At 47.5% G+C, this 16,131-nt stretch carries 12 protein-coding genes and 1 tRNA gene; all 13 read left to right on the top strand.

Annotated elements, in window-relative coordinates:
* The first annotated feature begins 184 nt into the window (after positions 1-184).
* The 13 genes from prfB to AAB417_00375 all read left to right on the top strand — a co-directional run bounded on the left by prfB (position 185) and on the right by AAB417_00375 (position 16,131).
* Positions 185-1,186, top strand: a complete 1,002-nt coding sequence (gene prfB / locus AAB417_00435) for a peptide chain release factor 2 (protein MEK7630487.1) — start codon at positions 185-187, stop codon at positions 1,184-1,186.
* Positions 1,170-1,850 carry a cell division ATP-binding protein FtsE gene (gene ftsE, locus AAB417_00430; protein MEK7630486.1) on the top strand — a complete coding sequence of 227 codons (681 nt, stop codon included), beginning with the start codon at positions 1,170-1,172 and terminating at the stop codon, positions 1,848-1,850. The genes prfB and ftsE overlap by 17 nt, the downstream gene beginning before the upstream one ends.
* Before the next feature lie 2 nt (positions 1,851-1,852).
* Positions 1,853-2,764 carry a permease-like cell division protein FtsX gene (locus AAB417_00425; GenBank protein ID MEK7630485.1) on the top strand — a complete coding sequence of 304 codons (912 nt, stop codon included), beginning with the start codon at positions 1,853-1,855 and terminating at the stop codon, positions 2,762-2,764.
* Positions 2,765-2,777: 13 nt separating this feature from the next.
* Positions 2,778-2,848, top strand: a tRNA-Gln gene (locus AAB417_00420).
* 184 nt (positions 2,849-3,032) lie between these two features.
* Positions 3,033-4,154, top strand: a complete 1,122-nt coding sequence (locus AAB417_00415) for a peptidoglycan-binding domain-containing protein (GenBank protein ID MEK7630484.1) — start codon at positions 3,033-3,035, stop codon at positions 4,152-4,154.
* Between the two features lie 120 nt (positions 4,155-4,274).
* The gene (locus tag AAB417_00410) at positions 4,275-5,558 is read left to right on the top strand and encodes a hypothetical protein (protein ID MEK7630483.1); all 1,284 of its coding nucleotides are present in this window, start codon (positions 4,275-4,277) and stop codon (positions 5,556-5,558) included.
* 43 nt (positions 5,559-5,601) lie between these two features.
* Complete coding sequence (locus tag AAB417_00405; GenBank protein MEK7630482.1) at positions 5,602-6,342, top strand: DsbA family protein; 741 nt, start codon at positions 5,602-5,604, stop codon at positions 6,340-6,342.
* Between the two features lie 70 nt (positions 6,343-6,412).
* The gene (locus tag AAB417_00400; GenBank protein ID MEK7630481.1) at positions 6,413-7,006 is read left to right on the top strand and encodes a hypothetical protein; all 594 of its coding nucleotides are present in this window, start codon (positions 6,413-6,415) and stop codon (positions 7,004-7,006) included.
* A gap of 667 nt (positions 7,007-7,673) precedes the next feature.
* Positions 7,674-11,369 (top strand): peptidoglycan-binding domain-containing protein, encoded by a 3,696-nt coding sequence (locus AAB417_00395; GenBank protein MEK7630480.1) that lies wholly within the window; start codon positions 7,674-7,676, stop codon positions 11,367-11,369.
* A gap of 154 nt (positions 11,370-11,523) precedes the next feature.
* On the top strand, positions 11,524-12,309 hold the full coding sequence (locus AAB417_00390) for a hypothetical protein (GenBank protein ID MEK7630479.1): 786 nt from the start codon (positions 11,524-11,526) through the stop codon (positions 12,307-12,309).
* A 9-nt stretch (positions 12,310-12,318) separates the two neighbouring features.
* Positions 12,319-13,737 (top strand): lamin tail domain-containing protein, encoded by a 1,419-nt coding sequence (locus tag AAB417_00385; protein MEK7630478.1) that lies wholly within the window; start codon positions 12,319-12,321, stop codon positions 13,735-13,737.
* Positions 13,734-14,450 (top strand): polyprenol monophosphomannose synthase, encoded by a 717-nt coding sequence (locus tag AAB417_00380; protein ID MEK7630477.1) that lies wholly within the window; start codon positions 13,734-13,736, stop codon positions 14,448-14,450. Before AAB417_00385 ends, AAB417_00380 begins: the two co-directional genes overlap by 4 nt.
* The gene (locus AAB417_00375) at positions 14,443-16,131 is read left to right on the top strand and encodes a glycosyltransferase family 39 protein (GenBank protein MEK7630476.1); all 1,689 of its coding nucleotides are present in this window, start codon (positions 14,443-14,445) and stop codon (positions 16,129-16,131) included. The genes AAB417_00380 and AAB417_00375 overlap by 8 nt, the downstream gene beginning before the upstream one ends.

Below are 16,131 nucleotides of genomic sequence, written 5' to 3'. Positions count from 1 at the left end.
ACCTTAGCTCAGCTGGTAGAGCAGCACTTTCGTAAAGTGAAGGTCCCCGGTTCGACTCCGGGAGGTGGCTCAAACACTTTGGTATAGAGAGGGAAACCATGCTATGCTTTTGGCGTGAGTGATGCAACAAAACGCATAGACGCATTGCACGCCAAGGTCCGCGAAACGGCGGACCGTCTTTGACCTGCGTGCGAAGCGAGAGGAGCTACTCAAACTCGAAACAGAAACTCAACACGAAAAGTTTTGGGAAGACAGGGAGCGCGCCCGCGAGGTAGGCGAGCAAATCAGCGCACTCAAAAATGAAGTTACTGACTGGGAGGATTTGTCAGGCGACATTGGCGCACTCGCCGAACTCGACGCAATGGCGGGCGAAGAAAAAGATTTCTCGGCTGATATTGGTGACCTCGAGCGCCGTTTTGGCAAAGCTCAACGCGCCGCACTACTTTCAGGAACATATGATAAAGCCAGCGCGATTTTGTCAGTGATTGCAGGCGCTGGTGGTGATGATGCCGAAGATTGGGCGCGGATTATGTTTCGTATGTATACGCGCTTTGCCGAACAAAAGGGTTGGACGGTCACGGTGCTACATCTCCACAAAAATGAACATGATGGTATCAAAAATGCGACTTTTCGGGTTGAAGGATCGTTTGCGTATGGATTATTGCGCGGCGAGATGGGTGTGCACCGGCTCGTGCGTATCTCGCCCTTTTCTTCAAAAAAACTGCGTCACACCAGCTTCGCGTATTTAGAAGTATTGCCGGTACTGCCCAAGACCGCTGATATCGAAATACGCGATGACGATCTTGATATCTCATTTGCACGCTCGTCAGGTCCTGGTGGGCAAAATGTAAACAAACGATCAACTGCGGTACGCATCATGCACAAGCCAACGGGCATTCAAGTGCATGTAGACTCCGAGCGGGGGCAGGCGGCCAATCGCGACATCGCCCTCTCGATTTTGCGTGCAAAATTGTATACAATACGAGAAGAATCACGCCGCAAAGAGATTGACGGCTTCAAGGGTGAGACCCCGACAAAAATTGAATGGGGCAGTCAAATTCGCTCATATGTAGTGCATCCGTATCAAATGGTCAAAGATCATCGTACCGGCGCCGAATCTTCACAGGTAGATGCCGTGTTGGATGGCGATCTCGATTTGTTTATAGAACATGATTTACTTCGATAATGTATCAAAAATTTACAACGGCAACTCGATAGCTATCGAGAATGTTTCGTTTACCGTAGAACCCCAAGAGTTTGTATCGGTAGTAGGTCAGTCAGGTTCAGGCAAATCAACACTCATTAAATTATTACTTGCTGAAGAACGACCTACGGCTGGATCAGTATACTTTCAATCACTCGATGTCCATAATCTCTCGCGCTCCGAGATTCCGTTTGTACGCAGAAAAATCGGTACCGTGTTTCAAGATTTTCGTCTGCTCCCGCAAAAAACGGCGTATGAAAATGTAGCATTCGCACTTGAAGCATCAGGCAGAGAAGATGACGAGATCGCAGCCGATGTGCCGCATATTCTTGATCTGGTAGGTCTTTCCGACAAGATGGATTTTTTCCCCCACGAATTATCAGGCGGCCAGCAGCAGCGTGTTGCAATCGCCCGCGCGCTTGTTAACCGTCCCGAGGTGGTGATTGCCGACGAGCCGACGGGAAATCTTGACCCACTCAACACTTGGGATATCATTCGGCTTTTGGGCAAGATCAATGAGCTTGGTACCACGGTTATTTTGGCAACGCATGACAAAGATATTATTGATACTATCGGCAAGCGTGTCATTACGCTCGAAGATGGCAAAGTAGTTCGCGACGAGAAGCGCGGGCGTTATATACTCTAGATATGGTAGGCACGAGTTTCAAACGAGTCATACGCAACGCATTTACCAATTTTTGGCGCAACGGCTGGGTGTCGGTCGCTACTATATTAGTGATGGTTCTTGCTATCCTGATGGTCGGTTCGCTCATCATGTTCCAAGTATTGCTCAACGCGACACTCGCGGAAGTTGAGAAAAAAGTAGATGTCAGCGCGTACTTCAAGCAAGATGCCGAAGAAAATGAAATTTTTCGTATCCGCGGACTTTTGCAGGGACTTTCCGAGGTGCGTGAGATAACCTATGTATCTCAAGATGAAGCTCTCGCGATTTTCAAAGAGCGCCACAAAGATAACGCGCTCATATCGAGTGCACTCGATGAGCTTGGTGAAAATCCACTTGGTGCGGTATTACGCATTCGTGCAGCCGAGCAGCAAAACTATGAATCAATCGTACGGTTTTTAGAAAATGGTGGTTTTGATGCATCGCTCGACAAGGTTGACTATCGACAAAACGAAGCAATCTTCAGACGCCTCGAGGCGGTACTCGCACTCACGCGTCGCGTAGGCTTTGGGGTGAGCGCGGTATTGGGTTTTGTAGCATTTTTGGTAGCGTTCAATACTATCCGTCTGGCAATCTATACTTCGCGCGAAGAGATTAGTATCATGCGTCTTGTAGGGGCTTCTACTTGGTATGTGCGCGGGCCGTTTTTGGTGGAGGGTGCGGCGCACGGATTTTTTGCCTCCATCATATCGATGCTGATCTTTTGGCCCGCGACATTGTGGATGGGGCCACGCGCGCGCGAGTTTTTTGGCGGGGTTGATCTCTTCTCGTTCTATACACAAAACCTTTTTCTCTTTTTCTTCGCTCTCTTTATGGTCGGCATCACCATCGGTGTCTTCTCAAGCTTTGTTGCTACAAGACGGTATCTTAAGATATAATCCGCTCACATATTCCGGGTTCGTCTAATGGCAGGACACATGCCTCTGGAGCATGGTATTGGGGTTCGAGTCCCTGACCCGGAACAAAATTGAAGGGGAATCGAACGGATTTTTTATGTCTCGGGATCCGCTGTAGCACAAGCTAGTTTTGCTGTGCTAAAATACGATCATGGTTAGAAGGTTTACAGTAAGTTATTTCTTGTTTGTTGCCACTTGAAGATATCTGAAGATTTAAGTCCATTTTTATTATATTTTAAACCACTCAACTATGTTGAAAGCAGTAAAAATAGGTTACATAGTAGCCGTTGTCATGCTCGTGCCTTACATCGCTCAAGCGTATACATTCACGCAATTTTTACAAAGAGGCTCATCCCATCCCGAGGTTAGAGAGTTGCAAATAGCTCTCAAAAGTGATGTTTCGATTTATCCGGAAGGCATCGTGTCCGGTTATTTCGGCCTGCTTACAGAAAAGGCGGTGCAACGATTTCAGGCAAAGTATGGAATTGTAAGTCAAGGAAATCCTGCAAGTACTGGTTACGGGCTCATTAGGAAACGAACACGAACTAAACTCAATGAAGTTTTTTCTGTTGGTATTAGTCCTGCTCCCACTCAACTACCAGTAATAAATAATCAACCTTCACCAGTATTCCCGGTTCCGCCAACTAGCAATACAGCGACAAATGAAAATGCACTCAAATTTATTTCACCAAAAGCGGGTGACGCGTTTCATGCTGGTGATATTATGGCGATTCGATGGAAGGGAGGCACATCAGAAAGCAAGATAGCCTTTACTCTTTACCATTCGGTTGCAGGAGTTTTAAACTCGCCTGTTGTTGATCAATTTAGATTTCAGTACGGCGCCTTTGATCCGGATATAGCAAACAACTTATGGAATTTACCGAATACAGGAATATTTAACTGGAAAATACCCGGCACCTTTTCGGGTGACTATACCGTCGGTTTGTTCTGTCTCAGTGGATGCTCAAACTATACACCCAAGGATATGCGCGATTATACAGGAGTGATAACCATAGGTAATACCCAATCAAAACCATCCATTTCGCATATCTTTTTCCGAAATAATGGAGATCCAGTTCTCTATGAGGGGAAAACATATACGGTAGATTGGGCTGTTACAAATCCTCCAACACAAAATAATGTCGTGGTAGAGATTATTTTTGGAGATTATCAGGGACAAGTCCATACACATCAAATTCCATTTAACCCTCAGGTAAATTCATTCCAGCTGCCAGTTCCTATGGGTACTGGTGGAGATGGTACTGGCAATAAAAGATGGATTGATGTTTGTCTTAAGGATACTTCGGTGGCATATTCTGTGCAGCAATATCTGAGTTGTGACAGATCAGTAACAGTGTATGTAAGGAAATAGTTCTTACGCGCTACATACCCGAAATCGAAATTAACCAAAAATTTCGGAAAAGCATTGGAAAAACTTAAGCTCAAGCATCTTGGCTATACGGAGTTGAAGCCCGGACGATAGTCTTCAGGTATGCAAAAAGGTGATCCCATCGTTTTTTCTGTAGATTCTTTCGGTTTTGATGGGGCGGGGGTTGGACGCGCGCACGGTAAAATCATGCGCGTTTTTGGTGGATTACCCGGCGAAGTGGTAGAGGCAGAGATCGTAGGACGCAAAAAAGGCGAGTATACAGGAAAGCTTCTTGGTATCAATCAGCCATCACCGCATAGGCAAGAGCCGCGCGAGGACCATTATCTTTCGTGCTCTGCGTGGCAAGTTTTAAGTTATGACCAAGAGCTTTTTTGGAAGAAAAAATTGGCGCAAGAGCTTTTTGCGGGCATCGGTATAGAGCTACCAAATCTCGAGATAACGACCGACGGGGTTATGGAGGGATATCGCAACAAGATGGAATTTACGCTCGCGCCAAAAGATAGCAACATATCGGGCGCATTTCACGAGCGTCATACGCATAAACTTTTGACCTTATCAGGTTGCATGCTTGCTCAAAAAGAAATAAATAACGCACTTGTGCGCATTGTAGATTTTCTCAACGCGCACGGTATGCCGCCAGCAGCCGCCAAATCACTGATCTTGCGTGCCAATCGGGCAGGCGAGATACTCGCAGGTCTTTTTGTACAAGACAGAGCGGTAGTTTTGCCGCCCATACAAGAGTTGCTCGGTACACATATCAAAGGCGTGTCTGTTTTTTATTCGCCACCCGAGGCGCCCGCATCGCGCCCCGAGGGTTTGTTGGCCGAGGCCGGTGAAGAAAAAATATACGAGCAGATTTTAGATAAAGCGTTTCCGATGACTATTTTAAGCTATTTCCAAATCAATCCGCCGGTATTTGAACTCGCACTCTCGCGTATGCGTGAGTTTGTAGGTAAGGGTGATAATGTGCTTGATTTTTTCTCGGGCGTTGGTGCCATCGGCCTCTCGCTCAGAGACAAAGTAAAAACGCTGACCGCGGTAGAACTTGATGATGCGTCGTTTGCTCTTTTAGATGAAGGGGCGAGAGCCACAGGTGGAAACATTCATGCCGTACATGCATCAGATCGCAAGGCGCGTGAACTCATAGACGGTGAACATGTGCTCATCATGGATCCGCCACGCGCGGGCGTGCATCCCAAGGTTATTGGCCGCATTCTCGAGGTTTTACCACCAAAAATTTTATATCTTTCATGCAATCCCGTCACGCAGGCGCATGATCTTGCCATACTCAAAGACGCATACCAGATCACTCATGCCGAACTATTCAACTTTTTCCCTCGCACACCCCATATCGAGTCACTTTTTGTTCTAGAAAAACTCCTGTAGCGCAAGGTTGCGTTTTTATGTGCGATCTCTATAATAAGCCCATATGGATACACAAGAATCATCACCATCAACGCAGGATTCCGGCAAGTCTCAAAGTCTTACCGTACCTTTCGCGATCGTAGCAGCAGGGGCGCTTGTCGCTTTTGCTATTTACAGCCAAGGCCCAGGCGCTTCCGCACCTATTGATAACAACAACCCAGGGGTAGCCGCAGTAGGAGGCGCTCTTACCGCTCGCGAGGTAAGCGGCGATGATCACCTGCGTGGTAATCCCGATGCAGAGATCAAGATTGTCGAATTTTCCGACCTCGAATGCCCATTTTGTAAGAACTTTCATCAAACCATGCTTCAGGTCATGGATGAATACGGCAACGATGGCAGGGTAGCATGGGTCTATCGTCATTTACCGCTCGAGCAAATTCATTCCAAAGCACGCAAAGAGGCCGAGGCTTCAGAGTGTGCGGCAAAGCTTGGCGGCAACGACGCTTTCTGGCGCTATATCGACAAGATTTTTGAGATCACGCCCGCAAACAACGGTCTTGACCTCGCGCAACTCCCAAAGATAGCTCAAGACTTGGGTCTTGATCGAGGTGCGTTTGAGGCGTGTCTCTCTGGTGGCGAATTCACACAAAAAGTGTCTGATCAGATGCAAGATGCCGCAGCGGCAGGTGCACAGGGAACTCCGTATAGCTTGATTATCACAAAAGATGGCAAATCAATCCCTATAAATGGTGCTCTCCCATACCCGTCAGTCAAAGCAATGATTGACCAGGCGCTCGCCAAATAATAAAAAATCTTATATTAAAGTCGTAACCCCTCCCTTGACCGGAGGGGTTGTTTTTTCATAGTATGACGGCATGGATACCAAGCCTCTCGAGCGCCTGACAGCCGCCCTCTATCGGGTGACGGATCGTATGGCCGACGAAGAACCACTCAAGTGGGCGCTTCGCCGAACCTCTCTTGATCTGTCACAGGTAGCGCTCAAAAACCCCGAACTTCTCTCAATCCCCGAAGAAGAAGCACGATCAAAGTCGATGGTGATGTTGTTTAGTGAACTCATTCGACTCTTGGAGCTTGCCTCGTCAATATCATATATTTCTCGTATCAATTTTGAAGTACTCATTCGCGAATATCGGCATATTGAGTCAAGTGTCTTTCGAGGAGGCCAGGAGATAGTTGCTGAGCAAAGAAAAGAGATTCCACAAGAAAAAAAATCTATATCTACCAGATCATACAAAGAGACAGCACAACCATCGGATCGCCAGAGAAAGATTTTAGAATATATAACCACGACAGAAGGGGGGATTAGCATCGGTGATGTTGTTACATTTTTTGAAGGCAAAATAAGTGATAAAACGATCCAGCGAGACTTGAGCGATTTGGTGTCAGCCCGCACTATTCGTAGCGAGGGCGAACGCCGATGGAGGCGATATTTTACCGAAAAGCAGTAACCTGAAAATCGTTTACCTATATTGTCTTTCTATCGGACACAAGAAGTATGTCCGATATGTCCGATAGAAATCCTTTGTTTGTCGTAACAAAAAACATTGCTCAATCGTTAGAACTTTTTAGGGCCTTTTTTCTTGACATTGAGGGCTCAAAAACATATACTCTTTTCATAGGTTAAGACCCTCATTTTGCGTCGATTTTGCTTTTATCCACAAGGTTTCCAATTGAATGAGCACTCATTCTTACCGTATACTAATGCTAGTAATGTTCTTGTTTGATTGAGTTATTTTTGAAGGGGCCATTCTTTGGCTTCTTTAAGGCGTTTAGAGTGTTTTTCTCTGAAATTTGCTCGAGTATCTTTGGCAAGTTTCAGGGTGAAACGACGGACCTTTCCTGATTGACAGACCTTTGAAAACTACATATCGAGAGATTCGGAATATTCCGAACTTCAGTATTCTTATTCTTGCTATTAAATATTGGCAGGTTGCTCGGGCTCGCCTCGCTGATCCCGGCTCCACCTCTGTGTCTTTATTGGACGCAGAGGTGGGGCTGGGTAGTCAAAGGGCCCTATTACAAATATAGTACTGACAATGGAAGCTCGGTATCGCGTTCCTTTAGTCGAGGAACAAGATGCTGGGTATACTAATTATTCAAAAAGAAAGAAACCACATGAGTAAATTCAACAAAACAGGGAGGAAAGCCCTCTCAGTTTTCATGAGTGTGGCGACTGTAACATGGTTGGTTGGCGCTCCGCTTGCCGCTTCGGCAGCACTGACTCAGTCAAACATTGATAGCATCATCGGCTTGCTTCAATCGTTTGGAGCAGATACCGCAACTATCAACAATGTTCGCACGTCGCTCACAGGCGGTGCCCCTTCAGGTGGCACAGGCTCTGGCACATCGACAGGTAGCTGCGGGTTCACCCGTGACCTTTCAGTAGCAGGAGCCGGCGGATCTTCAACAGGTGAAGATGTCCGTTGCTTGCAGAAGTATCTTAATGGTGCAGGGCACCAAATCGCAGCCACTGGTGCAGGATCACCTGGCAGCGAATCGACAAACTTCGGACCGTTGACCAAGGCCGCGGTGATGAAATGGCAGACATCTGCTGGCATCACACCAGTCGCAGGTTACTTCGGTCTTAAGTCACGCAACGCTTACAACGCGATGGCAGGTGGCACAACGCCTCCTCCATCAGGCACTCCTCCTCCCGCAGGAACGGGCACTGGTTTGTCGGTATCAGCCGGCACCCAGCCGCAAGCAACCCTTGCGGTACAGAGTGCAATCAACGTGCCATTTACACGAGTTCGCTTTACTGCATCGTCTGACGGTGATGTCGTAGTAAACTCATTGACCGTTGAGCGCACAGGTCTTATGAACGATGCGGTATTCTCAGGCATCATCCTTTTGGATGAGCAGGGTGTACGCCTCGGTCTCTCAAAGACTCTTAACTCAAATCACCAGACAATTCTCACTGAACCCTTCACTGTAAAGGCAGGGCAGACGCGTGAGATGACGATCGCAGGCGACATGGTAGCAAGCCTCTCCTCGTATGCAGGACAGGCAGGTACCCTTTCACTCGCAGCAGTCAACACATCAGCAGTTGTAAACGGATCACTTCCGCTTACGGGTACAACCCAGACTATCAACTCTTCACTTACTGTTGGTTCAGCAACGCTTGACAATGGTTCAATCGAACCGGGTTCATCACCAACCAAGGAAGTAGGTACAACGGGCTACACCTTCTCATCAATCAAAGTAACTGCAGGATCGGCTGAAGACATGGAGCTTCGCTCAATGCGCTTTAACCAGTCAGGGTCAGCTTCAAAAGAAGACCTTGCAAACGTAGTTATGGTTGATAAGGATGGCAAGACCTACACCCCAATTGTCTCTTCAGATGGCAAATACTACACAGGTGTATTTAACCCACCTCTCCAGATCAAGAAGGGTGAGCAGACCGAAATCTCCCTCAAGGGCGATATCGTTTCAGGCTCAAATCGAACAATCAAATTCGATCTCTATCGCTACTCAGATGTTGTCGTTCGCGGCAAGACCTTCGGGTACGATGTCCAGCCTACGTCAGCTGATGATGGTGATACATCACAGACAGACGCAGACGGATCGTTCGATGATGACTTGAACCCAATCTACGATGCCTACAAGGTAACCGTAGGAAATGGTTCATTGTCAGTATCAGCAGACAATAGTGTAGTACCTGCACAAAACGTTGTGTCAGGCGGTAGCCAGGTTCCACTCGGCGGCTTCAAACTTGAGGTCAAGGGTGAGCCGGTAACATTCACTTCATGGGCCATTTCAATCACTACGACTGACAATGACTCAGGCGGTGAAAACGGCACCATCACTAGCGTAACTGTTTACGACAAAAATGGTGCGGCAGTAGCAGGTCCTAAGGACTTCTCAGGTGGTGTAGCTGGATCAGCTGCTCCATTTACGATGACCTTCACCGACTCGATCACTGTTCCTGTAGGTGTAAACACGTATACCATCAAGGGTACATTGAACACCGCTTGGGAGAGCAATGACACCATCGCGTTGTCATTCACTCCTTCAACTGGAATCACTTCGATCACTGGACAAACGACCGGTAACTCAATCACGGCGACACCAGCTGTCAGCGTGACTGGTGCTACTATCACAGTTAAGGCGGGTACTTTGGTGGTAACTCCATCAACTTCACTCTCATCACAAAATGTTATCGCTCCTTCAACGAGCGTAGAACTCGGACGCTTCTCGCTTGACGCAACCGCATCAGGTGACGATCTCCGTGTGACGAGCGCAGCATTCCGCAAGACTGTTGTGGGCGCTACAGGTAGTGCATACACAGGGCTCAAGCTCTGGGACGGCACCACCCAGCTCAACACTGGTACCAACGTTGTTGATGCGACAGGTAACACCGAAAACCTTACCTTCACGCTTGATAACAACCTGATCATCACAAAGGGTTCATCAAAGACTCTTACCTTGACAGGTAACATCTCAAGTACGGCTACAGGTGGTGGTACGATCAAGTTTGACTTCTCGGCAGGTTCACCTGACTGGTCAGTGACCACAAAGGCACAGAGTTCAACTGTTTCAGAAACCCTTACCTCATCGGTCAACGGTGCAACCATGACCATCCGCGGTGCTGGTGGTTACTCAGTAGCTCTTGACGCATCAGCGCCAACAGAAATATGGACGCCAGCAGGTTCAACGGGTGTCACACTCAACGTACTTCGCTTTACTGCAACCTCAGAAGAGCTCGCAGTAACAGACCTCCGCTTGCAGATTGACGCGACTGGTTCATCAACCGGTGCCAACTTTGCGGCAATCGAGCTCTGGGACGGCGCAACACTTGTACAGCGCAAAGTTTCCCCATCATTTACTGATGGCGTAGAAGACTTCCAGTTCCCACAATCAGGCATAGGTTCATTCCTTATTCCTAAGGATTCGTTCAAGCGCTTGACGGTGAAAGTTGATCTCGCTGGCATCTGTTCTTCATGTCCTGGTCAAGCGGGCGCATATGTAGGTATCGATTATGATGCCGCAGGTGCAAACGCAACCTCAGGCAAGCAGAAGGCAGTCGGCAAGCAATCAGGTAGCTCGGTACACGCATCAAACTCTTACGGTTCAGATACCGCAGGACAAGGTGTTGTAACCTTCCTCTCGGTTCCGACTGTCGCCAAGATCAATCTCTCATCAAGTAAATTGGTCTCGGGTACGCAGGATCTCTTCATGTGGAGTGTCAAGGCTGATCTAAAGTATGATATTGCAATCAATCGCCTTAGCTTCAAGATTGCAACGTCTGGCGTCACCACCTTGCGCACTACATTGCCTGGATTCCAGGTATATGTCTCACCGAATCCTGACATGTCGAACGCGAAGATCATGAACACGGCAACGGGTTCAGCGGCAGCATTCTTCGATCAGACTCAGAACTTCGATGCAAGTCACAACTTGGTTCTCCGCATCTTGGCGGATAACACGTCTGACTATTCAAACAGCTGGGTAACCATTCCTGCTGGCTCAACGTACTACTTCACTTTGAAGGGTGCAGTGACCACAGATGGTACGGGCGATAGCATTGCAACCACCCTTTTGGGTGATTCAGCTCGCGCTCAGAATGTCGATCTCATCGGCTCTGACCAGCGCCTCTTGGGTACGGTAAGCTCAATCGACCTTGAGCAAGGCCAGTGGTACGGTAAGGCTGGTAATGCAGCATCTACTACGGCATTTATCTGGGCAGACTTCTCGTCAGATGCAGCGTCTTCATCGGCGTCGCACTCAACGACTAGTCACGACTGGATGAACGGCTTCAAGGTTCCTGGTCTTCCGACCACGGGCTTGAACCAGTCAGTTCTCGCCAACTAACCGTTGGTATCAAAATCCTAATTCCTTGTGTTAGGTTCGCCTCGCCCCGAAGGGCGAGGCGAGATAAACAAAAGACCCCCTTTCGGGGGTCTTTTGTTTTTGCTGGATAACCCACGTTGTATTTTTGTCCTATTTTCCTATAATATTGGTATCTATGAAAAAGAATTTTCTCTTTATTGTCTTAGGTATCGCTGTACTCATTTTTGCCGTTTGGGGGATTATAAAGCTCACTTCTCCCGATCAGAATATCCAAACCCCTCCTCCACCTGTTGGCGAGGTTTTGCCGCCGCCACCTTCCGACGATTCAAATACTCCCGATGGCAATACTTCAAAGCTTCAGCCACCTACCGGTTTCGATTCTCTCGATGAAAGCCGTTCAGCCCTCAAGGGTGAGGCGCGCACAAAGGCATATGCATCGTTTACATCACTTGTTGCTGATATCAACAAAAAATCAAACGATCTTCAAGCTTGGTATTCTTTAGGGTCTATCAAAAAAATGTTTGGTGATTATAAGGGTGCCGAGCAGGCTTGGCTTTTTGCGGTAAAGATTGATTCTACTTTCGCTGATGCCTATGCAAACCTCGGCCAGCTCTACTGGCACGATTTGGTAAATTATGTCAAAGCTGAAGAGATGTTTTTAGCGGTTATTAAAAATAATCAAACGATTACTTCTGCTTATATAAATCTTTCAAACCTCTATCGGTACAACTATACGGAGAAAAAAGATGAGGCAGATAAAATCTTATTGCGCGGACTCGAATACAATAAAGACGATTCAAATTTGCTCTCGGCGCTCGCAACCTACTACTACGATATGGGCAAGCGTGATCTTGCAATAATCTACTATGAGCGACTTGTCGCGGCGGATCCAAAAAATAAACAAGCGGCAGAAGATCTTGCAGATTTGCGCGCTGGCAAACCTATCGGGTCGCCGAACTAAAATACTTTCATGAAGCGTCTTTTCTACGCGATCCGGCTCCTTTATTTTTTGCCCCTCGGGGCGTATGCAGCGGGTGGGGCAGTAGTGATTGACGAAGTTTTTTTCAATCCCGCGGGTGCCGACACGGGCTTTGAATATGTAGTGCTCAAAAATACCGGCACCGAGGACGTTGCACTGACCGGTTGGGATCTCTACCCGGACGGCATTGGATATTTTACGTTTCCCAATTTCACGCTTTCCGGTAGTGCACGCGTAACCGTCTTTTTACGCGCTTCAGGGCAAATGAGCGCCGAGAAGTTGTATTTTGCGTCCGCGAGCGGCAATATGGGCAATACATCGGGTTCGGTCGCCCTTTTTTCTAGCTCTTCGCATTCAAAAGATACGATAAAAGATTTTGTTGAATACGGAAAATCAGGTGAGACATGGGAGCCGTCAGCGGCTGATGCAGGGCTCTGGATAAAGGGGGAGCCAGTTCTCATTACAGTAGATGAAGAGGGGGAGGTACTTCGCCGTACAGGTAGTAGTGGGGCGGGCGCTTCACTGTGGAGTGTTACAGATCAAAGCGCTGAAGTATCAAGTGAAGAAGACCTCACGGTTACAGAAGAACTTGCCAAGGAGGCCACTGCGGGTGGGAAGGTATATTCGGGTCCCACCGAGGTTTCAAAGATCCGTGCGCTCGCAGGCAATGATCGTCGTGGTATCGCGGGTGCTGATATGTTGTTTGAAGGAAAAGCTCTCGGTTGGCAAGATGATCGTTTGGAAAGTGAACATACTCGTTTTTTCTGGAACTTTGGTGATGGGGCGATCGCTGAAGGAGAAAATGTTCGTCATATCTATGGGTATCCTGGGACCTATGTCGCAACGCTCTATATTGCCTTGGGTGAACAGACGGCTCGTGATGATATCAAAATTACCGTAGTAGAAAATCCGCTCGTGATAAGTAAGGTTGTCTTCGGTGTTGACGGGCTAATTGAGATTTTCAATCCTTCGGGAGAAAGTATTGATATCTCAGGGTGGCGTCTTAGTAGTTTTCTATTTCCACCCCGCACTTCGATCGCGCCTAAAGCACATACTATTTTTGGAGGAGGGGTAACTGGCATTAATGCCATCGAGGGCATTACGCCACTCACACTTGCGTATCCGGATGGCAAGATAGCTACCGTATACAGGCAAGATAAAAAAATAGTAATGGCCCTACCCACAGATATTCCCCACGAGCCAATCCGTGTACCTGTCAAAGTTTCTATCGCCACTACAACAATATCCAAGGAGATTTCACCGCCCCCCGAGCCTCTTATGGCATCGATTGGCGAGGGAGTATTACCATCTGGAGAAGTACATGCACGATGGTTATTTGGCAGTATAGTTGTCGGTATAGCGATGGGCTTGGGTGTTATGGTTGTCCAGAAGGCAGCTTCTCGCGCATGACATCCGCACAAGAGGCACGGGTCATCGTCATTGTGCCTACTTACAACGAGGAGGGGAATATCAAGAAACTTGCCCGTTCACTTTTTTCGCTCGGCATTCCACATCTTTCACTTATCATCGTCGACGATCATTCTATTGATTCAACAGCGAATATGGTTCGTATCTTGGCGCGCGAATTTCCCATCACACTCATAGAGCGTGAAAAAAAACTCGGTTTAGGCACGGCATATATAGCTGGTTTCCAAAGAGCTCTTCAGATGTCGTGTGATATTATTATTCAGATGGACGGCGATCTTTCACACGATCCACACGATATCCCGCGGTTTCTTGAGAGCATAGCATCGTCAGATGTCGTGCTCGGGTCGCGGTATGTAAGTGGAGGAGGCTCTCTTGCGTGGAGCGCGCGTCGCCAAGCGCTCAGTAGATTGAGTAACTTGTACGCGCGCACGATGCTTGGGTTACCGTATCATGATATTACGAGCGGCTTTAAGTGTTTTCGGAGAGAGGCGCTCGCTACGATATCGTTCGATAGATTTATTTCGGTAGGGTATGTTTTTCAGGTAGAGACTATCTATCGGGCGCATCGGCTGGGGCTCCGAATCACGGAGATGCCGATTATTTTTCACAAGCGCGAAGCTGGCAGGTCAAAACTCACTTTACATATTGTGTTTGAGAGTTTTTGGAAGATTTTTAAGTTGCGTTTGCATGGATAGCAAAAAGATTATTTTTGCTCTACTTATTATTACCAGTGTTTTTTTGCGTCTTTATGCTTTGGGCCGCGGAGATACATTGACTGATGAAGTGTTGATCTCGTTTCGTGCCGTTGACATGCTTGACTTCGATGAGGCAGAAGACCAAACAACTCCACTGGAATGGTTTGACCCCGATCGTCCATGGTGGACTCATCTTTCTTTCCATGACCATCCGCCATTTGTTTTTTTGATGCAATATCTTTCAATGAATATATTGGGCGAAACCAATGTCGGTTTTCGTTTTCCCTCAGTTCTCGCAGGTCTCGGCACTCTTTGGTTAGTGTGGCGCATTGGCAAAGAGTTGGGTGGAGAGAAAGTGGGGTTTTTTGCCGCGGGCTCTCTCGCGCTTACCGTTAATCATATTTATATATCGCGCATCGGCCTTCAAGAGTCATTCGTTCTCTTTTGGATAGCATCGGTATTATGGGCGCATCTCTACGCGCTACGGTCCCACCCCAAATGGTTTTTACTTCTTGGCGCGTGTCTCGGCGGCGCTTTTTTGACGAAGTATACAACTTTTGCGCTCATACCTATTTTAATTTTACATCTTTTTATCTTCCGGCGTGATGTTGTGCGCAAGCATTGGCGTTGGCTAGCAGGAGCCGTGGGGGTGTGTCTTTTCGTTTTTTCTCCAGTGCTCATCTACAATGCTGGTCTCTACGCTACGCGCGGGCATTTTGATTTTCAATTTTCGTATCTGGCGGGACAACATCCGTCTGAATGGCAAGTGACACCTGGTAAAGAGGTAGGAACATTTGGATCGCGTGTCATGTCTTTTATGCCGACGCTCTTGAGCATCAATTCTCCTCTTTTTCTCTTAAGTGCTCTTGCTGGAATAATATTGATGATTATACGCCCGCGCCGATTTGAGCTGCTCGCATTTGCTTTTTTTGTATATTGCTTATTTATCGTCGGTATCATCGGGACTTCTCACAGATTCCTATCGATGCTCACGCCATTTTTTGCCATTGCAGCCGGGGTATGGTGGGCGTGGTGTTACGATCGTGCGCGTGGCCGGTGGCGTTATATATTTAGTACTGTAGTATGCTTTGTTGTGGCGTTTGAGGTGTTGTATGCATACAATAGTCAGATTAAATATTATCCGTTTGGATCGCCTGTTGTTGCGTATGCCGAGGGTGCTCGCTCTGAAAATTTTAATTGGGGATACAATGAGCTTGGTATGTACATCAATCAAGAGTTAGAAGGCAAGCGTCCCGCCCAAGCATTCACCATGAGGTATCATTTCCTCGAAGAGGCTCATCGAAAGGCTCTAGAAGTTCAGGAGCGTCAGCGGCTCGCGCTTTATTCGGCGGTGGTTGTGTATGACTACAATATATACAATGTTGCACAAATCTGGTTGCTCGATCGTCTCAACGTGTATCATGCTTGGCCCGCAGTGAGTATGTCACAGTATTTGGCGTTTATGCGAGCCCAAGGACATTCTAACCTTCTTGATACAGGTTTTGATTATTACTATTTTATTATTGCTACTGATGCAGTGCCACAAAAAGGATCTGGGCACCGCACTAAAGACGCGGAGATCTTTGAGGCAGAATTGCGTCGTCGCGGGCAAATACCTCTATCTATTAGCAATAAGCGCGGCCAAGAGGCGTTCCGTGTTTATAAGACGAGAGGAAAATAA

This window comes from Patescibacteria group bacterium (genome assembly GCA_038064855.1).
Taxonomy (GTDB): domain Bacteria; phylum Patescibacteriota; class Minisyncoccia; order Ryanbacterales; family GWA2-47-10b; genus SICQ01.
Note: the sequence above shows the minus strand (reverse complement) of the source record. Positions and strands in the feature narration are given on the sequence as shown.